Genomic DNA, 20,991 nt, shown 5'->3' on the forward strand with positions numbered 1-20,991 from the left:
GGGGGCCTTGCCGCAAGGCCCCCGGTGCGCTATACGTTGAGAGTGGCAAGGAGTGGTGGTGACCTCCTTGCCTTCGTTGTTTTCCGGGGACCGCGTCGTCTCCGTGGATTGCGGCATCGGCAGCCGCCGTCGGTGGGATCCGCCCGGGAACCGGGGTCCGTGGCTGCCGGCCAGGAGGAAGAACTGCGCGCCGGACTCCCGGAGTTCGCGTCACTCCCAGACTCGGGTACGGCCGAGAGGGGGGAAGCCGCCGTGCGGCGGCGGCCCGCACGACCTCGGTGGCTGCGCTCGCGACCTCGGTGGCTGCGCTCGCGACCTCGGTGGCTGCGCTCGCGACCTCGGTGGCTGCGCTCGCGACCTCGGTGGCTGCGCTCGCCGCCCGGGGTGCGTGCCGAGCGCTTCGCAGAGATCTCGGGGTCCGCTTTCGCTGAGATCTCACGGCCGGACGGTGCGGGAACCCCGACTCTCACTCGTCACGGTGAGTGGTTTTCGTACGCCCGAACAACGTGACGCGTCGTGTTCGATTGTATGCCGAGCGTATAAAAGAGCCGAGCGTACTCCTGTCACACCCGCCATTTCAGGCGCTTGCTGAATATGACACAGCGATGATCCGCTCGGACTAAGCTCGCCCGCAGCGCACCGAGTTGAGGTGTATTCGTGCGCTTGTTCCCAAACATGCAGAAGATTCCGACATACCCATGACGTACCCCCCTGCTAGCTCCCCCTACACCCACCCGATTCATTTCAGAGGGCCCACATGGTGAGCGTTCAATCCCCGCCCCGTCGGCGCGAACTCCCTTACGTGCGCGTGCTTTTGCTGCCGGCCATAGTGATGGCCGCGGCGACCGGAGCCGCCGTCGCCGTGGTGGCGGAACCGGCCCGGACGGCCGTCGGCGTGTGCGGTGCCGTGGCCTTGGTGCTGGTCCTGATGTCCGCGGCCGAAGTCGTGCGCCGCGGCCGCGCCCTTGGCGACGCGCGAGCCGAGCACGCTCGTCACACCGCGTATCTGGAGAGGCGCGTCGCCGCCCACGACGAGGAGATCGTCCGCCTCGCCAGGGAGATCACTCCCGCCGCGATCCACCGGCTGCGCTGTGGCGCTTCACCCTATGAGGTGATGCGCGACCTCGCCGAGATCGACCCGTCCTACGCCCAACTCCCCCCGGTGCAGGTCGAGTTCGTACGGAACATGGTCGAACTCGTCGATCACGAGGAGGCACTGCGCGACTCCGCGCAGCGTTCCTTCGTCAACATCGCCCGCCGCGTCCAGTCGATCGTCCACCAGCAGGCCGTCGAACTCAGGGAGATGGAGGAGGACCACGGCCGCAACCCCGAGGTCTTCGACGACCTGCTCCGCATCGACCACGGCACCATGCTGATCGGCCGCCTCGCCGACTCCATCTCCGTGCTCGGCGGCGGCCGCCCCGGCCGCCAGTGGCCCGAGCCCGTCCCGCTGTACAGCGTGCTCCGCGGTGCCATGTCCCGGATCCTGGAGTACCGCCGCATCAGCCTGGACTCCATCGCCAAGGTCAACATCGCCGGTATCTCCGTCGAGCCGATCATCCACGCCGCGGCCGAACTCCTCGACAACGCCACGCGCTACTCGCCCCCGCAGACCAAGGTCCACGTCACCGCCACCGAGGTGCAGACCGGTGTCGCGATCGAGATCGAGGACGCCGGGGTCAGCCTCAGCGAGGAGGCCCGCGCCAGGGTCGAGGGCATGCTCGAACGCGCCAAGCAGGGCACCGACCTGCAGGACCTCGGTGAGTCCCCGAGGCTGGGCCTGGCCGTCGTCGGCCGCCTCTGCACGGCCTACAACATGCAGGTCTCGCTGCGGTCCTCCGCGTACGGCGGCGTTCGCGCCGTCCTGGTGGTGCCGCGCGACATGATGACCACCGACCCCGCGCCGGGACTCGCGCACGGCATCGGCGCCGGATCGGCGCCCAAGGCCGACGACCCCGATCTCCTCGAAGGCCCCAAGCGCGCGCCCAAGAAGCGTCGTCCCACCAGCCCCAAGATCGCCGCCGCGCTCTCCATGGGCGACGACGTCCCCGTCGTCACCGAGTGGACCGCCAACGGGCTGCCCCAGCGCCGCAGCCGGGTCAAGACCCCGCTCAGCAAGCGGCTCGCCGAGCAGGCGGCCATCGAGCAGGCCGAACGGGAGGGCCGGCCGACCATCTGGTCGACAGGCAAGTCCGAGCCCGACCCCGAGCCGGCGAAGGACGAGCCCGCCCCCGGAGCCTGGGTCGAGGCGTTCTGGAACGGACTCAAGGACGGTCCGGACCCGCTCACACTCAAACCGCGAACCCAACCGGCCCGCCCCGAGGCCGACGAGGAGGGGGACCTCAAGTGATCCAGCAGCGCGCCAACTTCGACTGGATGCTCAAGGAGCTCCACGACGGCGTACCGGGCATCCAGATGATCGTGGTGCTCTCCGCCGACGGCCTGCGCATCGCACGCTACGGCGGCGACCCGGACACCGCAGACCGCGTCGCCGCGGCCTGCGCCGGGCTGCAGAGCCTGGCGAGCGCTGTCGCCCAGGAGATCCCGAAGAGCGACGGCAAGATGAAGATGGTCCTGATCGAGATCAACGGCGGCTACTTCTACCTGATGGCCGCCGGCGCGAACGCATATCTCGCGGTGCTCTCGGACACCTTCGCCGAACCCGGCCGGATGAGCAACCGCATGACCGACCTCGTCGCCCGGATCGGTGCCCACCTCACCAGCCCGCCCCGGCGCAACGGGCAGACCGTATGACTCCTCCGCAACGCCAGCGGCGGCAACCCAAGGACCTACCGCCTCCACCACCGGCCCAGACCGGGAAGCAGAAGAACCCGGAACGGCTCTTCGTGGTGGCCGGACCGGACGGGGGCGAGCGTGACGCGGACCTCGACCTGGTCACCTTAATCGTGGCGCGCGCCGAACCGCCGCCTTCCGCCACGCCGGAACAATCGGCGCTGCTCCGGCTCTGCACCACCCCCCTGTCCGTGGCCGAGCTCTCGGCCTATCTCAGCCTGCCGTTCAGCATGATGACGGTCGTACTCACCGACATGCTGACGGCCGGACTGGTGACGGCGCGCGCCCCGATCGTGCGCCAGGCCGTCGCCGACCGTTCAATTCTCGAAGCGGTGATGCATGGACTTCAAAGGCTCTGACATCGTCCCCGGCCCGCGTACCGAGGACCAGCTGCCGCACACGGCCGAGGCCGCGGTCAAGATCGTGGTGGTGGGCGGTTTCGGCGTCGGCAAGACGACCATGGTGGGCTCGGTCAGCGAGATCAAGCCGCTGACCACCGAAGAGACCATGACGCAGGCCGGTATCGGCGTCGACGACAACTACGGCTCGGACACCAAGACGGCGACCACCGTCGCGATGGACTTCGGTCGCATCAGCATCACCGAGCAGCTGGTGCTGTACCTCTTCGGCACGCCCGGCCAGGAACGCTTCTGGTTCCTGTGGAACGGGTTGTTCGAGGGTGCGCTGGGCGCGGTCGTGCTGGTCGACACCCGTCGACTCGAAGTCAGCTTCGATGTCATAGGGCGACTGGAGGAGTGCGGCGTGCCCTTCGTGGTGGCCGTCAACACCTTCCCGGATGCGCCTCGTTACGCCGTCTCCGAACTCCGCACGGCACTCGATCTGCCCGAGGAGATCCCCATCATCGAGTGCGACGTACGCCGCCGGGCCTCCAGCCGCGACGTCCTGATGACCCTGATGCACTTCCTGCACGCGCTGGCGACGGCGAAGGCCCCCGCCTGAGCCCCGTGCCGGTCGGGCCGTACGGCCGCGCCTTCGCGCCCGCGAGCCGTACGGCCCCCGCACGCCGTTTGCGTTCCGCGCGCGACCTCCCCCACGTTCGCGGCTTCGCTGAACCGTCCGAACCGGGGGACCCCCTCACCTCCTGTACACCGGAACCACTTCAGCTTCGGAGCGACCATCGTGACGCCTGAACCCCTCTTCCCGACCGGTACGGACGAGCCCATGGCCACCCCGCCCCCCGGCTGCCCCGCGCACGGCATCGGCCCCGGAGGGCTGCGCCGGCTGTACGGCCCGGAGGCGGAGGACCTGGGAGCCTTGTACGAGAAGCTCCGCGCCGAGCACGGCACCGTGGCCCCCGCCCTGCTGCACGAGGACGTACCCATCTGGGTGGTCCTCGGCCACGCCGAGAACCTGCACACCGTGCGCACCCCCTCCCAGTACTCCCGTGACACCCGGTTGTGGACCGCGCTGCAGGACGGCACGATCAAGCCCGATCACCCGCTCATGCCGATCATCGCCTGGCAGCCCATCTGCTGCCATGCCGAGGGGGACGAGCACCTGCGGCTGCGCGGCGCCGTCACCGGCGCCATGTCGACCATCGACCACCGGGGCATCCGCCGCTCCATCAACCGTGCGACCCAGGAGCTCGTCAACCGGTTCTGTGAGGAGGGCAGGGCCGATCTGGTCAGCCAGTTCGCCGAACACCTGCCCATGGCGGTGATGTGCGAAATCCTCGGCATGCCGGACGAATACAACGACCGGATCGTGCAGGCCGCCCGCGACATGCTCAAGGGCACCGAGACCGCCATCGCCAGTAACGCCTACATCATGGACGTCCTGATGCGGCTCACCATGAGCCGCAGGGCCGAACCGAGGGACGACTTCACCAGCCACCTGATCAACCACCCGGCGCGGCTCACCGACGAGGAGATCGGCCAGCACCTGCGGGTCGTCCTGATCGTCTCGTACGAGGCCACTGCCAACCTGATCGCCAACGTCCTGCGCGTGGTACTCACCGACCCACGGTTCCGCGCCCAGCTCAAGGGCGGCGAGATGACCGTCCCCGAGGCGGTCGAGCAGTCCCTGTGGGACGAGCCGCCGTTCAGCACCATCTTCCCCTACGTCGCCAAGCAGGAGACCGAGCTGGGGGGTCAGCGCATCCGCAAGGGCGACGCGCTCGTCTTCGGCATCGCGCCGGGCAACGTGGACCCGCGTGTCCGCCCCGACCTCAAGGCCAACATGCAGGGCAACCGCTCCCACCTCGCCTTCGGGGGCGGCCCCCACGAGTGCCCGGGCCAGGACATCGGCCGCGCCATCGCCGACGTCGGTGTCGACGCGTTGCTGGCTCGCCTCCCGGACGCCCAACTCGACTGTGAGGAACACGAGTTGCGCTGGCGTGCGTCCATCTCGAACCGGCACTTGGTGGAACTTCCGGTGAGGTTCGCGCCCAAGCCTCCGCGGGACGTCACGCAGCGCCCCTTCAACAACCCCGCGCCGCGGCAGCGCACGACCACCTGGCAGGTCGACGCACCGCAGTCACAGCCCTCGCCGGCGGTGTCCGCTGCTCCTGCGCCTCCGGCGACGATGGAGCCGGCCCGCCGCACGCGCCTGTTCCGGCGCTTCCTGCGCTGGTGGCGCGGCGAGTGAGCCCGCCGGGAGCCGGGGCTACCCGGCCCACTCGTCGTACGACGACCAGGCCCGCAGCATGCGCGCGCTGAGGAACCGGTGTTCGCGTCCCGTGATCGGATCGGTGAACTCAAGCGTCCGCGCCAGCAGTTGGAGCGGACGTCGGAAGTCGCCGGCCGCCACGGGGCCGGTCACCACCGGATAGAGGGGGTCTCCGAGGATCGGCACTCCGAGGGCGCTCATGTGCACCCGCAGTTGGTGGGTCTGCCCGGTACTCGGTGTCAGCCGGTACCGGGCATGCTCGCGTCGGTGCTCCAGCAACTCGACCCGGCTGACGGCGTTCGGCTCGCCCGCGACCTCGCGGGCCGCCAACACCCCGCGCTCCTTGACGATGCGGCTGCGCACGGTGCGCGGTAGGTCCAACGCGGCGTCGTACGGGGCCACGGCCTCGTACACCTTGGTCACCTGCCTGTCGCGGAACATCGACTGGTAGGCGCCGCGTTCCTCGGGGCGCACGGTGAAGAGCACCAGCCCGGCCGTCAGCCGGTCCAGCCGATGAGCGGCGCTCAGCGTCGGGATGCCCAGTCGGAGCCGCAGACGCGCCAGGGCGGTCTCGGCGACATGGCTGCCGCGTGGCGTGGTGGCCAGGAAGTGCGGCTTGTCGGCCACCACCACGTGATCGTCCTGGTAGACGACGTCGATCGTGAACGGCACCCGCTCCTCGGCGGGCAGCTCTCGGTGGAACCACACGTACATCCCGGGGACGTACTCTTTGTCCCGTCGAACGGGAAGGCCCGCGGCGTCCACGATCTCCCCCGCGTCCAGCATCCCGTCGATCACCTCGGCCGCGGCCGCGAGCCGCGCTACGAGATGATCCCGCACGGTTGCCCAAGCGTCCCCGCCCGGCAGCCGTACGCGTACCGGATCCACCCCGTCGCGCTGCGGCAGAGGAGAAGGCGGGGGAGAAGTGCGTCGTCTCATCACGCTCAAGCGTACGAGGGCCGCATCGCCTCCAGGAGCGCAAGGGAGGCGGCTTGCATGGGCGCCAGCTCTGCTTCGCGCTCCGGCGCACGAGCGCGTTGAACGGTGGAGGCGGTAAACCGACCGTTCACTGCGCTTGCGCGATCGCCTTTGCGCCCCGACGCGCCCCCTGTCGATTGCTTGTCCCGGGTGGCGGGTCTGCGTCTACTGGAACTGCACCGCGCAGCTCCATGGCTTTGCGCACACAGTTGTTCTGATGACCGGCACCTCATGGGAGCCGCCGTGGCCACCGCTCAACTGTCAGTCTGCCCTTTTCACCTGTTGTTCAGCCGCCAGCGCGAGAAGGACTTCGGCCCTCCACCGGCGGATCGGATCACCGGGCTGCCTGGCTCCTCGTCGTCCGACGCCGGTCGGATGCGCACGATGCCGAGTGTCCTGGGCCGGCGCATCGTCGAAGGCAGTGGCGGCAGATTCCGGACTCGGCGCGTGGCGGCGGCGGGCGATCCCTGCCGTTCCCCTGGTCCCCGACACCGATGTGCTCAAGTGGGCGCGCCCTGAACCGGCGAGCGTCCAGCCGAACGTTCAGAACCATTCACGACTTGATCGATGGTGCCCACTTCCGGTGCGGACTCAACTGCGATGTGATTGAAGGGCGTACCGCACAAGCGTGACGCGCCCTGCTCGCTCCGGCACCGGAAGGGAATCCATGCCTCCGTTCATCCTCTCGCCGCCGACCGGGGCGCGTGTTGCTCGCTGTGAGAGCAGTCGTCCCGACCGAAACGCATCCGCCTTAGCAACTTTGGCGCCATAGACCTGGAGGACCTGGTGCTCGCCATGATTCCGACGTATTCGGAGCCCAACCCACCGACCGTAAGCCCGTACACCGAGAAGATCGAGGAGTACGTCCGCTCGCTGGGAGAAAGCCTCGGGCTGAGTGAGACGCAGGGCGGCAGGGAACGGCTGGAGGCAGGCTACGGGCACTTTGTCGCCTGGACCTATCCGGAAGCCTCGTTCCGCGATCTCTGCCTTTGCGCAGAATGGCTTTTCGTCACTTTCATCCTGGACGACTTGCACACGTTGAGGGTCTATGACGCCCCAGGGGCCTGGGCTCCGGTCCACCGGCGCCTGATGGGTATCATCGACACCGGACGGGATCCGGCCCCGGAACGAGAGCAGACGCCTTTCACAAAGGCGCTCACGGACCTCTCCATCCGCACGGGCGAAAGGCTCTCACCAACGCTCCGCGGACGACTGAACCGGCACTTGGACCTGTTTTTCCAGGGGTTCGCCGAGGAATCTGAGAACCGTTTCCGCGGCACCCCTCCGGGAATTGACAGCTTCACTCAGACCAGGCGACTGTCCGTGGGCATGGAGTTCGGCTTCGACCTGGTCGAACTCAGCCTGGACACGGAGGTACCCGAGAGCATCTATGAGAGCAGGTTGTTCCGGGAGATCATCGAAGCCGCGAGTGATGTGGTCGCCTGGCAGAATGACCTGCATTCGGTTCACCTGGACCACAAGCGTGGAGATTTCCACAACGTCGTCATCGTGATGCAGCATGCAGCCGGAATCTCGCTGCAGGATGCCATCGAGTTGGCTGTCGCCAAGGTTCAGGCGCGCGTGAGCGACTTCCTGGCCGCTGAAGAGCAGCTCGTGCCCTACCTGACGAGTCTTGGTGTGTCACCCCGCCTGCGTGACGAGGTACTGAAGGTCACTGCCGGAATGAGGCAGTGGACCAACGGCTGCCTGGAGTGGTACGGAAAAACCACGCGTTACCACATCCCCACAACGTCGGACCAGTCGGATCAGCAACATGCCCACCTGCAGCTCCTGCTCCCCAGCCAGGAGCATGCATCGGCTTAGCCGCGGTTGACCGTGAGCAAATCCGGGCCTTCTCGACACCGGCCTGCACGAAAGCTTCCGACCATCGACAAAAAAGGGGGAAAGCGCGTGGCAACGGACCATGCAGGCATCACGCAGGCTCCAGGGGCGCTGCCGATAGTAGGGCATCTGTTTCCCCTGCTCCGCGATCCGCTGCATTTCTTGAAAACCCTCCCGTCCTATGGTGATTTAGTGCAGATTCGGCTGGGCCCACAAAGAGCCGTCGTGGTCTGCCGACCTGACCTCGTGCAAGACGTTCTCCTCCAGGACCGGATATTCGACAAGGGTGGGCCCATAATCGAGCGCGTGGGAAACGCTCTGGGCGCGGGCATCGCCTCGTGTCCCCACAGCGCTCACCGGCGACAGCGGCGCAGCTTGCAGCCGGCCTTCTCTCGCGCCAGCCTGCGGGAATACGCCGCCATCATGACCGAGCAAATCGACGTTCTCACCAGCGGCTGGGGCGACGGACGCACTGTCGACGCCGGCGCGCAGATGTACGGGCTCGCGAGTGAAACCATTTCTCGGACGTTGTTCACGGCTGACGCCGCGCGACCTGCCGTGGACACGGTGACGGTATGCCTGCCGGACATCTTCCGAGGCATCTACCAGCAGGCTGTGCTCCCGCCGTTGCTGCGCCGTCTGCCCTTGCCCTCGAACCGGCGCTACGAGCGGGCTCGCAACCGGGCGTGGGCCGCGGTCAGCAAGACCATCGGCTTGTATCGGCAGGACGGTAAGAACCACGGCGACGTGTTGTCGATGCTCCTCGCCACCCGGGACGACGCGGGAGAAGCCCTCGGTGACGCCGAGATCCACGCTCAGATCATGACCCTGCTCGTCGCAGGCATCGACACCACGGCGGTGGCCCTTACCTGGGCCGTCCATCTTCTGTGTCAATACCCCGACGTCCAGGAGCGGTTGCGTTCACACACAGCCAAGGTGCTCGGTACCCGGACCGCGACCTGGGACGATCTCCCCCAACTCGACCTGGCGAGGAGGGTCGTCACCGAGACGCTGCGTCTCTACCCGCCCGGGTGGCTCTTCACGCGGACGACCACCACCGAAGCCCGGCTGGCGGACGCCGTGATCCCTCCGGACACCACCCTCGTCTACAGCCCGTATCTCATGCACCACGATGCACGGTTCAATCCGCGGCCCGACCGCTTCGACCCCGACCGGTGGCTACCGGAGCACCCGCATGAGCGCGGCGCCTTCATCCCCTTCGGCGGAGGGGCGCGCAAGTGCATCGGCGACAACTACGCCATGAACCTGGCGACACTGGCCCTGGCCACGATCGTGACTCGATGGCGACTCTCGCACGGCAACCTTCAACCGCCCCGTGTCGAACCGCGGATGACCCTCAGCCCTCACCAGGTCCAGGTCCGAGTGGAGTGCCTCGACCGCGCGAGCGCGTGACTGGCGGTGGACTGCCTGTCCGTGCCGGGCCGATCCGGTCGTCAGCGTCGTGAAGGGCCTTGCGGTTCGCGCGACTGCGGAAGACGCGCCGTCAGGACAGGCGGATCCCAAGCTCAGGGGGTCGGCACCTTCAAGGGTGCCGACCCCCCGTGCGGTGAGCTAGGCGGCCGGTGCCGCTCCCGCCCCCTCCTGCTCCGTCTCGATCCGCGCGTTCCACTCCCGCTTGGACGCCTGCCAGCCGTCCTCGTTGTGGCCGAGCCGCCAGTAGCCGGAGATCGACAGGTCCTCCCGCGGCACACCGCACTCGACCCGCAGTAGATGGCGCAGCTGCTTCACGAAGTGCGCCTCGCCGTGCACGAACGCGTGCAACCGGCCCTCGGGGAAGTCCAGCGAGCGCACGGCCTGGAGCAGGGCCTCGCCGATGGGGCGGGACCCGCGGTGCAGCCAGACGACCTCCACATCGGAGTCGATCTTCTGCTCCTCCTCGGGCCCGGCCACCTCCACGAACGCGTGGACCCTGGCGCCGGCCGGCAGTGACTCCAGGGAGCGGGCGATCGCGGGCAGCGCGCTCTCGTCACCGACGAGCAGATGCCAGTCGGCGTCCGGGTCGGGGGCGTAGGCGCCGCCGGGGCCGAGGAACCGCACGGTGTCGCCCGGCTGGGCGCGCATGGCCCACGGCCCGGCCAGGCCCTCGTCGCCGTGCAGTACGAAGTCGAGCGTCAGCTCACGATGCTCGGGATCCCAGGCCCGTACCGTGTAGGTCCGCGTCACCGGCCACTGCTCGCGCGGCAGCTCCTCGCGGATGCGCTCCAGGTCGAAGGGCTCCGGGTAACTCGCGCCCTCGGGTGGGAACAGGAGCTTGACGTAATGGTCCGTGCAGGTGTCCGCCGCGAAATCGGCGAGTCCCTCACCGCCCAGCACCACACGCTGCATGTGCGGGGTCAGCCGTTCGGTACGGATGACCTGCGCGGAGTAGGGCTTCCGCGGCTTGCGGGCAGGGCGTAGTGCCATCACAGGCCTCCCTCGTTCCAAGCTTAGGTTTACCTAAGTTAGCACCTCCGCCCGGCGAATGCCGCTATGACTCGTTCATGAAACGGCGCATGTCGCGCACCAGTAGACGAATTCCCCGCATCGAAAGCCCCATGCACTCACACGGAGCACCCTGTGCGCCCCTGAACCGTCACGCACCCAGCGTCGTGAGCAGCCGCTGGAGCGACCCGCCCAGTCCCCAGCGCACCGCCAGCGCGTCCAGTGCCGCGGCGTCACGCGGGGCCCGTGGCACGGCGACGTCCACCTGCGGCAGCGGAACGTCGGCCGCGACCCGCACGACCGTCGGCGCCACGGCGACGTACGGCCGCGACTCGTCGAGGCGCTTGCGCTGCGAGGGCGTGAGCTTCGCCTTCGGGTCGTCGACCGCCGCCATGATCCCGGCCAGGTCGCCGAACTCGGCCAGCAGCTTCGCGGCCGTCTTCTCGCCGATGCCCGGCACACCCGGCAGGCCGTCGCTCGGGTCGCCGCGCAGCAGCGCCAGATCCGCGTACCCCCGGCCGTCCACGCCGTACTTCTCACGCAGCCACGCCTCGTCGGTGAGCTGGAGGGTGCCCACGCCCTTGAGCGGGTACAGCACCCGGACCCCGCGCGCGTCGTCCACCAGCTGGTACAGGTCGCGGTCGCCGGTGACGATGTCGACCGGGCCCTTCGCCCGCGCGGTGAACGTGCCGATCACGTCGTCCGCCTCGTAGCCCTCGACCCCCACGCGCGCGATGCCGAGCGCGTCCAGGACCGCCTCGATGACCGGCACCTGAGGTGACAGCGTGTCGGGCACCTCCTCCTCGTCGGGCCCGGTCTCGTGCTCCTCGGCGACGCGGTGCGCCTTGTAGGAGGGGATCAGATCGACCCGCCACTGGGGGCGCCAGTCGGCGTCCATGCAGGCCACCAGCGCGTCCGGGCGGTGGTCCTTCACCAGGCGGTCGATGAAGTCGAGGAGTCCGCGTACGGCGTTCACCGGTGTCCCGTCCGGCGCCTTCACGGAGTCCGGGACGCCGAAGTAGGCGCGGAAGTAGAGCGAGGCGGTGTCGAGGAGCATCAGTCGTCCGGTCACGTCTCGCATCATGCCGCACGCCACTGACAGCGGCCCTTCGGTGCGCTCGGTGCGCAACGAGTTGCGCTCTGTGCTGCGCTTGTGGTCTCGACCACTTGTGCGTTTGTGGCCGGGGGGCCGGGGCAGGCGCGTCCTCGGAGTGACGCCGGTTGCGCATTCAACTGCCTGCCCGTCACTCCCTTCCTTTGCCGTCGAGACAAGAGGTACCCGTGTCATCCAGGCTTGAGGCCGAGCATCTGTTCAAGGTGTTCGGCAGACGACCGGACGAGGCCGTGACGAGGCTCCGCCAGGGAGCCGACCGCGAGGAGCTGCGCGCCGACGGCACCACCGCCGCCGTGATCGACGCCTCCTTCACCGTGGAGCCGGGCCAGATCTTCGTCGTCATGGGCCTGTCCGGGTCCGGCAAGTCCACGCTGCTGCGCATGCTCAACGGCCTGCTGGAGCCGACCGCGGGCCATGTGCGGTTCGCCGGCCAGGACCTGACGGCGCTCAGCGACCGCGAGCTGCGCGAGGTCCGCGCCCGGAAGATCAGCATGGTCTTCCAGCACTTCGCGCTCTTCCCGCACCGCAGTGTCCTGGAGAACGCCGCCTACGGCCTCGCCGTCCAGGGCGTGCCCCGCGCCGAGCGCGAGGAGCGCGCCGCCGAGGCCCTGCGGCTGTGCGGGCTGGCCGGCTGGGAGAAGTCCTGGCCCGACGAGCTGTCCGGCGGCATGCAGCAGCGCGTGGGCCTGGCCCGCGCCCTCGCCACCGACGCCGACCTGCTGCTCATGGACGAGTCCTTCAGCGCCCTCGACCCACTGATCCGCAGGGACATGCAGGACCAGCTCCTCGAACTGCAGCGCACCCTGAAGAAGACCATCGTCTTCATCACCCACGACCTCAACGAGGCCATGCGCCTGGGCGACCGCATCGCGGTCATGCGCGACGGCCGGATCGTCCAGACCGGCTCGGCGCAGGACATCCTCGTCCGCCCCGCCAACGACTACGTCGCCTCCTTCGTCCAGGACGTCGACCGCTCCCGCGTGCTCACCGCGGGCGCCCTCATGGACACCTCGGTCACCGCCGACGCCCCCCTCTGCGCCTGCGAGACCGCGACCCCCGAGACGCCGTTCGTGGACCTGTGCGCGATGAGCGCCCGGCTGTCGCACCGCGTCTCGGTGGTCGACGAGGCCAACCGGGTCGTCGGAGTCGTGCCGCGGCAGCGGCTGCTCGCCTTCCTAGGCGACGAGACGGCCGCTCCGACGCCCTGCGGCGACCCGGAAGGGAAGGTGATCGCACATGCCTAGGCTGCGTCTGGGCGACCGGGTCGACTCCGGCGTCGACTGGCTCGTCACCCACATGGGCTGGCTCTTCGACGCGGTCAAGGCCGTCGTGGAGGGCATGTACGACGTCGTCGTCGCCGTCCTGACCGCCCCCGCCCCCCTGGTCCTCGCGGGCATCCTCGCCGTTGTCGCCTGGTGGCTGCGCGGCCTGGTCGCGGGCGTCCTCGGCTTCGCCGGGTTCGCGCTGGTCGACTCGCTCGACCTGTGGGACCGGGCCATGTCGACGCTGGCCCTGGTGCTCGTCGCCACCGTCATCGCCCTGGTGCTCTCGCTGCCGCTCGGCATCTGGGCGGCCCGCTCCAGGACGGTCAGTGCGGCTGTGCGGCCCGTCCTGGACCTGCTCCAGACGATGCCGTCGATGGTGCTGCTGATCCCGGCCATCCTCTTCTTCGGCCTGGGCACCGCCGCCGGCGTCATCGCCACCCTGATCTTCGCGCTCGCCCCCGGCGTCCGCATGACCGAACTGGGCATCCGCCAGGTCGACGCCGAGCTGGTCGAGGCTGCCGAGGCCTTCGGTACCACCCCGCGCGACACCCTGCTGCGCGTGCAGCTGCCGCTCGCCCTGCCGACGATCATGGCGGGCGTCAACCAGGTGATCATGCTGAGCCTGTCGATGGTCGTCATCGCCGGCATGGTCGGCACCGGCGGCCTCGGAGGCGCGGTCAACGAGGCCATCGGCCAGCTCGACATCGGGTTCGGTTTCGAGGCGGGCGTCGGCATCGTCGTCCTCGCCATCTACCTGGACCGCGTCACCGGCGCCCTCGGCGCCCAGATCTCCCCGCTCGGCCGCCGGGCCGCCGCCAAGGCCCGCGCCGCGGGCGGCGTCAAGGTGTGGAACCACCGCCCCCGCCCGGTCGTCGCGGTCGCCGGCGTGGCCGCCCTGGCCCTGGTCGCGGGCGGCATGAGCGTCCTCGGCCCCTCCTCCGGCACCGCCGAGGCCTCCGCCTCGGACGTCGGCAAGGGCAAGGAGATCACCATCGGCTACATCCCGTGGGACGAGGGCATCGCCTCCACGTTCCTCTGGAAGGAGCTGCTGGAGCGCCGCGGCTTCGAGGTCGACACCACCCAGTACGCCGCCGGGCCGCTCTACACCGGCGTCGCCACCGGCCAGATCGACTTCCAGACCGACGCCTGGCTGCCCACCACCCACGCGGAGTACTGGAAGAAGTACGGCAAGCAGCTCGACGACCTCGGCTCCTGGTACGGCCCCACGTCCCTGGAGCTCAGCGTCCCCTCGTACGTGAAGGGCGTCGACTCCCTGGCGGACCTCAAGGACAGGGCCGACACGTTCAAGGGCAAGATCATCGGCATCGAGCCGAGCGCCGGGATGATGGGCCTGCTCAAGGACACGGTTCTCAAGAAGTACGGCCTTGAGGACACGTACGAGGTCGTGGACGGCTCGACGCCGGCGATGCTGGCCGAGCTCAAGCGGGCGTACGCCAAGAAGGAGCCGGTCGTCGTCACGCTCTGGTCGCCGCACTGGGCGTACAGCGACTACGACCTGAAGAAGCTCAAGGACCCCGAGCGCGCCTGGGGCGAGGGCGACGGTGTGCACACCCTCGCCCGCAAGGGCTTCGCGAAGGACAACCCCGAGGTCGCCGAGTGGCTGAGGAACTTCTCCATGACCGAGGAGCAGCTCACCGGCCTGGAGTCCCGGATCACGAAGGCGGGCAAGGGCAAGGAGCAGGACGCCGTCCGCGCCTGGCTGGAGCGGAACCCCGGTCTCGTGGACAAGTGGGCCCCGGTCGCCGGATCGGAGCACAAGGACCAGGCGGCCGGGTGACCTGACGGGCCCGGACCGCCGCCCGAGGGGCGGGTCACGCCGTACGTTTTCCCCTCACGTACCGGCGGGCCCGCCCCTCGTGGTCTGTCCGCCTCCGGCTGCCGGAGCGCTACGAACGGGATCCGGCCAACCACACAGCGCTACCCCGTCCCCGTGCCCGGCCGCGTCAACTCCGCGCTGCCCGCCGCGCCTTGACGCCACGGCAAGGAGCCCTCCAAGACCTTTGTGACCAGGATCTCCGCCCGGGTCCCACGAGGGAACACCGGCGGCTCGCGGCGCATTGGACAAGAAGTGGCCGACTGCGGTGCTGAGCGGGAGTCAGGGGCGGCACGTGGGAACACGGAGGTGCGGGGCGTGGATCCACTGGCGCGAACCGACGGGTCGTATTCCCCCCGACGTGTCGTCGATGCGACGGGCGCATGCAACGGTTTGCCGAACATGCGTAGGGTGCAGAGAACTCAACACGAGGCCCGCGCCCGGCGACGGGCGTGAGGGCGGCGGCCGACGAGCGAAGGAGGGAGCCGGAGCCATGGGCGACCACAAGGAACAGCCCCTCCGCGTGGGCGCGGCCGTGCGGCGGCGTCGCCGGGCGCTGGACCTCACCCTCGCCGTCGTGGCCGAGCGCAGCGGTCTCTCCGTGCCCTTCCTGAGCCAGGTGGAGAACGACCGGGCCCGCCCCAGCCGCAGCTCGCTGGAGAAGGTCGCCGACGCCCTGCGCACGACCGCGGTCGAGCTCCTCGCCGCCGCCGACCCGGCGTGCAGCGTCGACGTCGTACGCGCCGACACCACCGAACTGGCACCGCAGCCGCGCACCCGTTCCCTGGTGCGCGGTCACCACCAGATGCACGCCTCGGAGTTCACCGGCGACCATGACGCGGGCCGCGAATTCCAGTACCGCAACGACCAGTTGATGTACGTCGCCGACGGCGCCGTGGAGATCGAGGCGGAGGGCCGCGCCTACCGGCTGGGCCGCGGCGACACCCTGTACCTCACCGGCGGGGTGCGCCACCGCTGGCGGGCGACCGTGCCGGACACCCGCGTGGTCGTCGTCGCGGTGGCCGAGCACATCGAGGCGGTCCGGGACCGGCCGGGGCGCTGATGCGCGTCGTCTCCCTCGTGCCGTCCCTGACGGAGGCCGTCGCCGTCTCCGCCCCCGGTGTCCTGGTGGGCGCCACTAACTGGTGCAGCCACCCCGCCGACCTGGACGTCACCCGGGTCGGCGGCACCAAGAACCCCGCGATCGAGCGGATCATCGCCCTCGCACCCGACCTCGTGATCGCCAACGAGGAGGAGAACCGCGAGCCCGACCTCGCCGCCCTGCGCACGGCCGGTGTCGAGGTCCTGGTGACGGAGGTACGAGACGTTCCGCAGGCCTTCGGCGAGCTGACCCGCGTGCTGGCGGCCTGCGGGGTCCCGGTCCGCCCGCGGTGGCTGGACGAGGCCGAGCGGGCCTGGGCGTCACCACCGCAACCGGAACGCCGTACGACGGCTGTGGTCCCGATCTGGCGGCGCCCCTGGATGGTGCTGGGCCGAGACACCTTCGCGGGCGACGTCCTGGCCCGCCTCGGCGTGGACCACCGGTACGCCACCCACGCCGAGCGCTACCCGCGCATCCCGTTGGACGCCCTGTCGGCGCAGGGCCCGGACCTGGTCGTCCTTCCCGACGAGCCGTACCGCTTCACAGCCGACGACGGCCCCGAGGCCTTTCCCGGCCTGCCCTGCGCGCTCGTCAGCGGACGGCACCTGACGTGGTACGGCCCGTCACTGGCCGAGGCGCCGAGGGTGCTGTCCGAGGCGCTGCGAGCAGCACACCGCTGAGCAGCCCGCGCGCGGTGTGCACCGAAGCGGCGGCCCAGGCGGCGACCAGCACGCCGTACAGCCCGATCGCGAGCCAGTCGTACACGAGGAGCCCGGTGTGCCGGGCGAGCGCCGCGGCACCGGTGACACACGTGCCGACCGGGAACGTGAACGCCCACCACGTCATGGCGAACCCCATGCCGTGCCGGCGCGCCCGCCGCACATGGGCGCCGGCGAGCACGAACCACAGCAGCGCGAAGCCCATGACGGGCACGCCGTAGAGGACGGCGAGCACCCCGAACCCGTCGCTGTACGGGGCCGGCACCACGCCCGCGGCGGCGTCCGCGAACGCGCCCACGGCGGTGGTGGACTGCCCGAGCGGACCCAGGACCAGGAACAGCGTCGGGGTGAGCGCGAGGGGCAGCGGCCCGCCGGTGATCAGGCGGGCGAAGACCAGCGGCAGCATCAGCAGGGTGCCGACCAGGCTGAGCCCGAACATCGTCACGCAGGCCAGCAGCAGCGTCTCCCGCGCCTGACCGGGCGGCAGATGCGGCACCAGGAGCGGGCCGAGCGCGGCGGACACCATGGGCGCGACGAGCGGCAGCAGCCACACGGGCGTGGCCTGCGCGGGCTCGACGCGATGGCGTACGGCCATGAGGTACGGGACGGCGACGGCAGCCGCCAGTCCGACGACCGTGCCGGCGGTGAACAGCACGGCGTCGAGCGCGACCGCCGCCCCGGTGCCGAGCCAGTCCCGCCCGACGGTCAGGGCACCGCCGCCGACAGCCGTCAGGGCCATGGACAGGCAGCCGTAGAAGGGCGCCGTCGCCGGGTCGAGGAGGTGGGCGCGGGCCTGGTCACGGTGGTGGGCCCAGTGCAGGGCGCGGGCGCCGAGCAGGGCGACGAGGAAGGCCAGCGAGAGGGCCCAGACGGCGGCGCAGGCGGTACGCAGGCCCGGGACGTGGGCCGGCAGTGCCGCTCCGGCGGTGGCGACGGCGGCGGTGCCCATGACGGAGGCGTACCAGTGGGGGCCGAGATGACGGACGGCGGTGACCATGCGCTCAGCGTCGCCGCGGGGTCCGCTCACCACCAGGGAGTGCGCCTCTATGGCGACATAAACTGGGCTTATGACTCAAGCGGCGGAGGGGCAGTTTCGCGCGGGAACCCTGGCACACCGTGTCCCGGATCTCGGCGCGCTGGAACTGTTGCTGGCGGTGGCGCGGCTCGGCAGCCTGGGCGGGGCGGCGCGTGAGCTGGGGATCACCCAGCCGGCGGCGAGCAGCCGGATCCGGTCGATGGAACGGCAGCTGGGCGTGGCTCTGGTGGACCGGTCGCCGAGGGGATCGCGGCTCACGGACGCCGGCGCGCTGGTGACGGACTGGGCGCGGCGGGTCGTGGAGGCCGCGGAGGCCTTCGACGCGGGCGCGCAGGCGTTGCGGGACCGGCGTGACTCGCGGCTGCGGGTCGCGGCGAGCATGACGATCGCGGAGTACCTGCTGCCGGGGTGGCTGCTCGCGCTGCGTGCCCAGCGCCCGGACACGGCGGTGTCGCTGCTCGCCGGGAACTCGGCGGCGGTGGCGGAGCGGCTTCTGGCGGACGAGGCGGACCTGGGGTTCGTGGAGGGGCTGACCGCCCCGACCGGGCTGGACTCCGTGGTCATCGCCCACGACAACCTGATCGTGGTGACCGCGCCGGGGCACGCCTGGTCCCGCCGTCGCCGCCCACTGGAGGCTTCGGAGCTGGCCGTGACCCCGCTGATCCTGCGGGAGAAGGGCTCGGGTACCCGGCAGGTCCTGGACGCGGCGCTGGGCGGGCTGGCCCGGCCCCTGATCGAACTGTCCTCGACCACCGCGGTCAAGGCGGCGGCGGTCGGTGGGGCGGGGCCGGCGGTGCTGAGCGAGCTCGCGGTGGGGGAGGAGCTGGCGATGCGGCGGCTGGTGAGCGTGCCGGTGGCGGACGTGTCCCTGGCGCGGGACCTGCGGGCGGTGTGGCCGACGGGTCACCGCCCGGTGGGCCCGGCCCGGGATCTGCTGTCGCTGACGCGCGGGTAGTTCCTCGCGCACGCCGCCGGATCCACCGGCTCCGGCGTGGGAGGGGCCGAGCCCCCGGCGGGTTCGCGGGGGCGGGCCCTCGGGACGCGGACGGGGCAGGTGCGGCGGGGCGAGATACCTCTGTCAGCCCCCGGCCGCACGTACCAGGGCCCGCATGACCCGCAGATCATCACCCATCTCCGGGTGCCACTGCACGCCCAGCACCCAGCCGGCGGACGACGGCAGTTCCACCGCCTCCACCGTCCCGTCCGCCGCGTGCGCCGACGGGGCGAGCCCCTCACCCAGGCGGTCCACGGCCTGGTGGTGGTACGTCGGCACGAAGGTCTCCTCCGGCACCACGGTGCCGTACAGACTTCCCGGTACCGGTTTGACGGCGTGCCCGCCGAAGACGCCCACGGCCTCCGCGTGCCCCTCGATGTGCTGGACGAGCGTGCCGCCCAGGGCGACGTTCAGCAGCTGCATCCCGCGGCAGATGCCCAGCAGCGGGACCCGGGCGGCGAGCGCCGCGTCGATCAGAGCCAGCTCCCAGGCGTCCCGCTCCCGCGCCGGCGGGCCGGTGCGCGGGTCGGGCTCCGCGCCGTAGCGAACGGGTTCCACGTCGGGACCGCCCGCCACGACCAGCCCGTCCAGCCGGGCCACGGTCGCCGGGGCGTGCGCCGGGTCGTCCGGCGGCAGCATCGCGGCCAGGCCGCCGGCCCGCTGCACCAGCCTGGGATAGCCGACCGGCAGCAGCGCCGCCTCCAGCTCCCACACACCCCAGCGCGCACCGGACTCCAGATAGGTGCTGACGCCGATCAACGGCCTGGCCACTGAACACTCCCTCACGTACGACGTCTCAGTCCCGTGTCAACTCTGCCTCGGCCGCCGCCAGCGCCGCGAACTCCTCCTCCGGAGCCTTCGCCACCAGCCGCTTACGGCTGTACAGACCGAAGTAGGCGACGGCCACGACGTACACCGCGAGCGCGATGAACGCCGCCGTCACGTCCACCAGGAACGTGGCCACCAGCGCCGCACAGGCCAGCACCAGGGCGACGGAGGAGGTCAGCACCCCGCCCGGCGTACGGTACGGCCGCGGCAGCTCCGGCTCGCGACGGCGCAGCACGATGTGCGACAGGGACATCAGTGCGTAGGAGATCGTCGCGCCGAACACCGCGATGTTCAGCATGCGGGCGCCGTCGCCCGACACCGCCGCCAGCAGGAAACCGATCGTGCCGGGCACCAGCAGGCCCAGGTACGGCGCCTTGCGGCGGCTGGTGAGGGACAGGAAGCGGGGCAGGTAGCCCGCGCGGGAGAGGGCGAACAGCTGGCGGGAGCCCGCGTAGATCAGGGAGAAGAACGACGCCACGAGGCCCGCGAGGCCCGCGTAGTTCACGATCCGGCTCAGCGTCGTGGCCTCCCCGCCGGGCTGGAGCGCCTCGACCAGCGGGTTGCCCGCGTCCTGGACGGCCGCGGAGCCGCGCGCCCCCGCCGCCGCGAAGAACGTGACCACCGCGAGCACCACCAGGATGCCCATCGACCAGCGGATCGCCTTCGGCAGCGTACGAGCCGGCTCCCTGGTCTCCTCGGCCGCGAGCGGCACGCCCTCGACGCCCAGGAAGAACCACATGCCGAAGGGGAAGGCCGCCCAGATGCCGAGCAGCCCGAACGGGAGCCACGAACCGGACCCCGCGGCGGACGGGTCGACCGGGATGTCGTCCAGCGAGCCGAACGAGAAGTCGGGCAGCGCCGCCAGCGCGAACACGACCAGGGCGACCACCGCGATACCGGTGACGACGAAGCTGAAGCGCAGCGCCTCGCCCACCCCCCACAGGTGGATGCCCAGGAAGATCGCGAAGCAGACCAGGTACAGCGGCCAGCCGGACTCCAGTCCGAACAGACCCAGCGACTCGACGTAGTCGCCGATGAAGATGACGATCGCGGCGGGTGCGAGGACGTACTCGATGAGGATCGCCGTACCGGTCAGGAAGCCGCCCCAGGGGCCGAGGGCGCGGCGGGCGAATCCGTAGCCGCCGCCCGCCGTGGGCAGGATCGAGGACAGCTCGGCTAGGGCGAAGACCATGCACGCGTACATCGCGCCCATGAGGACCATGGCGATCGCCAGGCCCCCGAAGCCGCCCTCGGCCAGGCCGAAGTTCCAGCCGGAGTAGTCGCCGGAGACGACATAGGCGACGCCGAGGCCGGTGAGCAGCACCCAGCCGGCGCTGCCGCGGCGCAGCGCCCTGCGTTCCAGATAGTCGTCCGTCTCGGCGGACGGTGTGTTGGTGGATTCCAGGGACATGGGCG

The 20,991-nt window shown here is 70.4% G+C and carries 18 protein-coding genes; 12 read left to right on the forward strand and 6 right to left on the reverse strand.

Annotation, left to right across the window (positions count from 1 at the left end):
• Positions 1-757: 757 nt before the first annotated feature.
• The 5 genes from ACFYNL_RS24140 to ACFYNL_RS24160 all read left to right on the forward strand — a co-directional run bounded on the left by ACFYNL_RS24140 (position 758) and on the right by ACFYNL_RS24160 (position 5,400).
• Positions 758-2,350 carry a sensor histidine kinase gene (locus tag ACFYNL_RS24140; RefSeq protein WP_388806869.1) on the forward strand — a complete coding sequence of 531 codons (1,593 nt, stop codon included), beginning with the start codon at positions 758-760 and terminating at the stop codon, positions 2,348-2,350.
• A complete protein-coding gene (locus tag ACFYNL_RS24145; RefSeq protein WP_274237698.1) occupies positions 2,347-2,754 on the forward strand; it encodes a roadblock/LC7 domain-containing protein in 408 nt (135 codons plus the stop codon). The genes ACFYNL_RS24140 and ACFYNL_RS24145 overlap by 4 nt, the downstream gene beginning before the upstream one ends.
• On the forward strand, positions 2,751-3,152 hold the full coding sequence (locus ACFYNL_RS24150) for a DUF742 domain-containing protein (protein ID WP_388806872.1): 402 nt from the start codon (positions 2,751-2,753) through the stop codon (positions 3,150-3,152). The genes ACFYNL_RS24145 and ACFYNL_RS24150 overlap by 4 nt, the downstream gene beginning before the upstream one ends.
• Entirely contained in the window at positions 3,133-3,753 is a 621-nt protein-coding gene (locus ACFYNL_RS24155) for an ATP/GTP-binding protein (protein WP_388806874.1), read from the forward strand. The genes ACFYNL_RS24150 and ACFYNL_RS24155 overlap by 20 nt, the downstream gene beginning before the upstream one ends.
• 180 nt (positions 3,754-3,933) lie before the next feature.
• Complete coding sequence (locus tag ACFYNL_RS24160) at positions 3,934-5,400, forward strand: cytochrome P450 (RefSeq protein WP_388806876.1); 1,467 nt, start codon at positions 3,934-3,936, stop codon at positions 5,398-5,400.
• Between the two features lie 18 nt (positions 5,401-5,418).
• On the opposite strand, the gene ACFYNL_RS24165 is transcribed toward ACFYNL_RS24160, so the two are convergent.
• Positions 5,419-6,360, reverse strand: a complete 942-nt coding sequence (locus tag ACFYNL_RS24165) for an RluA family pseudouridine synthase (protein WP_388806878.1) — start codon at positions 6,358-6,360, stop codon at positions 5,419-5,421.
• Positions 6,361-7,194: 834 nt separating this feature from the next.
• Between ACFYNL_RS24165 and ACFYNL_RS24170 the strand changes: the two genes are divergently transcribed.
• On the forward strand, positions 7,195-8,223 hold the full coding sequence (locus ACFYNL_RS24170) for a hypothetical protein (RefSeq protein ID WP_388807290.1): 1,029 nt from the start codon (positions 7,195-7,197) through the stop codon (positions 8,221-8,223).
• Positions 8,224-8,310: 87 nt separating this feature from the next.
• Positions 8,311-9,654, forward strand: a complete 1,344-nt coding sequence (locus tag ACFYNL_RS24175) for a cytochrome P450 (protein WP_388806880.1) — start codon at positions 8,311-8,313, stop codon at positions 9,652-9,654.
• A 159-nt stretch (positions 9,655-9,813) separates the two neighbouring features.
• Here ACFYNL_RS24175 and ACFYNL_RS24180 read toward each other — a convergent pair whose 3' ends face one another.
• Positions 9,814-10,665 carry a siderophore-interacting protein gene (locus ACFYNL_RS24180; RefSeq protein WP_388806882.1) on the reverse strand — a complete coding sequence of 284 codons (852 nt, stop codon included), beginning with the start codon at positions 10,663-10,665 and terminating at the stop codon, positions 9,814-9,816.
• A 169-nt stretch (positions 10,666-10,834) separates the two neighbouring features.
• Positions 10,835-11,764 (reverse strand): 5'-3' exonuclease H3TH domain-containing protein, encoded by a 930-nt coding sequence (locus ACFYNL_RS24185; protein WP_388807291.1) that lies wholly within the window; start codon positions 11,762-11,764, stop codon positions 10,835-10,837.
• Between the two features lie 200 nt (positions 11,765-11,964).
• Between ACFYNL_RS24185 and ACFYNL_RS24190 the strand changes: the two genes are divergently transcribed.
• From ACFYNL_RS24190 to ACFYNL_RS24205, 4 genes are all read left to right on the forward strand, one after another.
• The gene (locus tag ACFYNL_RS24190; protein WP_388806884.1) at positions 11,965-13,041 is read left to right on the forward strand and encodes a glycine betaine/L-proline ABC transporter ATP-binding protein; all 1,077 of its coding nucleotides are present in this window, start codon (positions 11,965-11,967) and stop codon (positions 13,039-13,041) included.
• Positions 13,034-14,860, forward strand: a complete 1,827-nt coding sequence (locus tag ACFYNL_RS24195) for an ABC transporter permease/substrate binding protein (RefSeq protein ID WP_388806886.1) — start codon at positions 13,034-13,036, stop codon at positions 14,858-14,860. The genes ACFYNL_RS24190 and ACFYNL_RS24195 overlap by 8 nt, the downstream gene beginning before the upstream one ends.
• A 529-nt stretch (positions 14,861-15,389) precedes the next feature.
• The gene (locus ACFYNL_RS24200; protein ID WP_147997057.1) at positions 15,390-15,959 is read left to right on the forward strand and encodes a helix-turn-helix domain-containing protein; all 570 of its coding nucleotides are present in this window, start codon (positions 15,390-15,392) and stop codon (positions 15,957-15,959) included.
• The gene (locus ACFYNL_RS24205) at positions 15,959-16,678 is read left to right on the forward strand and encodes a helical backbone metal receptor (RefSeq protein WP_388806889.1); all 720 of its coding nucleotides are present in this window, start codon (positions 15,959-15,961) and stop codon (positions 16,676-16,678) included. Before ACFYNL_RS24200 ends, ACFYNL_RS24205 begins: the two co-directional genes overlap by 1 nt.
• On the opposite strand, the gene ACFYNL_RS24210 is transcribed toward ACFYNL_RS24205, so the two are convergent.
• Positions 16,590-17,714, reverse strand: a complete 1,125-nt coding sequence (locus ACFYNL_RS24210) for a TDT family transporter (RefSeq protein ID WP_388806890.1) — start codon at positions 17,712-17,714, stop codon at positions 16,590-16,592. The two genes, ACFYNL_RS24205 and ACFYNL_RS24210, sit on opposite strands and share 89 nt — an antisense overlap.
• A gap of 70 nt (positions 17,715-17,784) precedes the next feature.
• Between ACFYNL_RS24210 and ACFYNL_RS24215 the strand changes: the two genes are divergently transcribed.
• Positions 17,785-18,708: a LysR family transcriptional regulator gene (locus tag ACFYNL_RS24215; RefSeq protein WP_388806892.1), complete on the forward strand. Its 924-nt coding sequence runs from the start codon at positions 17,785-17,787 to the stop codon at positions 18,706-18,708.
• 123 nt (positions 18,709-18,831) lie between these two features.
• On the opposite strand, the gene ACFYNL_RS24220 is transcribed toward ACFYNL_RS24215, so the two are convergent.
• Together ACFYNL_RS24220 and eat are read right to left on the reverse strand one after the other, a co-directional pair.
• A complete protein-coding gene (locus ACFYNL_RS24220; protein WP_388807292.1) occupies positions 18,832-19,506 on the reverse strand; it encodes a gamma-glutamyl-gamma-aminobutyrate hydrolase family protein in 675 nt (224 codons plus the stop codon).
• A 37-nt stretch (positions 19,507-19,543) separates the two neighbouring features.
• The gene (gene eat / locus ACFYNL_RS24225) at positions 19,544-20,986 is read right to left on the reverse strand and encodes an ethanolamine permease (protein ID WP_388806894.1); all 1,443 of its coding nucleotides are present in this window, start codon (positions 20,984-20,986) and stop codon (positions 19,544-19,546) included.
• Between the last annotated feature and the right edge of the window lie 5 nt (positions 20,987-20,991).

The organism is Streptomyces sp. NPDC007808, assembly GCF_042868655.1.
Lineage (GTDB): Bacteria > Actinomycetota > Actinomycetes > Streptomycetales > Streptomycetaceae > Streptomyces.

Bases quoted from the DNA above. Each gene is read 5' to 3' on its own strand.
- ACFYNL_RS24165 (WP_388806878.1), bottom strand. From the start codon at position 6,360: ATGAGACGACGCACTTCTCCCCCGCCTTCTCCTCTGCCGCAGCGCGAC.
- ACFYNL_RS24180 (WP_388806882.1), bottom strand. From the start codon at position 10,665: ATGGCACTACGCCCTGCCCGCAAGCCGCGGAAGCCCTACTCCGCGCAG.
- ACFYNL_RS24170 (WP_388807290.1), top strand. From the start codon at position 7,195: ATGATTCCGACGTATTCGGAGCCCAACCCACCGACCGTAAGCCCGTAC.
- ACFYNL_RS24200 (WP_147997057.1), top strand. From the start codon at position 15,390: ATGGGCGACCACAAGGAACAGCCCCTCCGCGTGGGCGCGGCCGTGCGG.
- ACFYNL_RS24185 (WP_388807291.1), bottom strand. From the start codon at position 11,764: ATGCGAGACGTGACCGGACGACTGATGCTCCTCGACACCGCCTCGCTC.
- ACFYNL_RS24155 (WP_388806874.1), top strand. From the start codon at position 3,133: ATGGACTTCAAAGGCTCTGACATCGTCCCCGGCCCGCGTACCGAGGAC.
- ACFYNL_RS24150 (WP_388806872.1), top strand. From the start codon at position 2,751: ATGACTCCTCCGCAACGCCAGCGGCGGCAACCCAAGGACCTACCGCCT.
- ACFYNL_RS24210 (WP_388806890.1), bottom strand. From the start codon at position 17,714: ATGGTCACCGCCGTCCGTCATCTCGGCCCCCACTGGTACGCCTCCGTC.
- ACFYNL_RS24205 (WP_388806889.1), top strand. From the start codon at position 15,959: ATGCGCGTCGTCTCCCTCGTGCCGTCCCTGACGGAGGCCGTCGCCGTC.
- ACFYNL_RS24215 (WP_388806892.1), top strand. From the start codon at position 17,785: ATGACTCAAGCGGCGGAGGGGCAGTTTCGCGCGGGAACCCTGGCACAC.
- ACFYNL_RS24195 (WP_388806886.1), top strand. From the start codon at position 13,034: ATGCCTAGGCTGCGTCTGGGCGACCGGGTCGACTCCGGCGTCGACTGG.
- ACFYNL_RS24140 (WP_388806869.1), top strand. From the start codon at position 758: ATGGTGAGCGTTCAATCCCCGCCCCGTCGGCGCGAACTCCCTTACGTG.
- eat (WP_388806894.1), bottom strand. From the start codon at position 20,986: ATGTCCCTGGAATCCACCAACACACCGTCCGCCGAGACGGACGACTAT.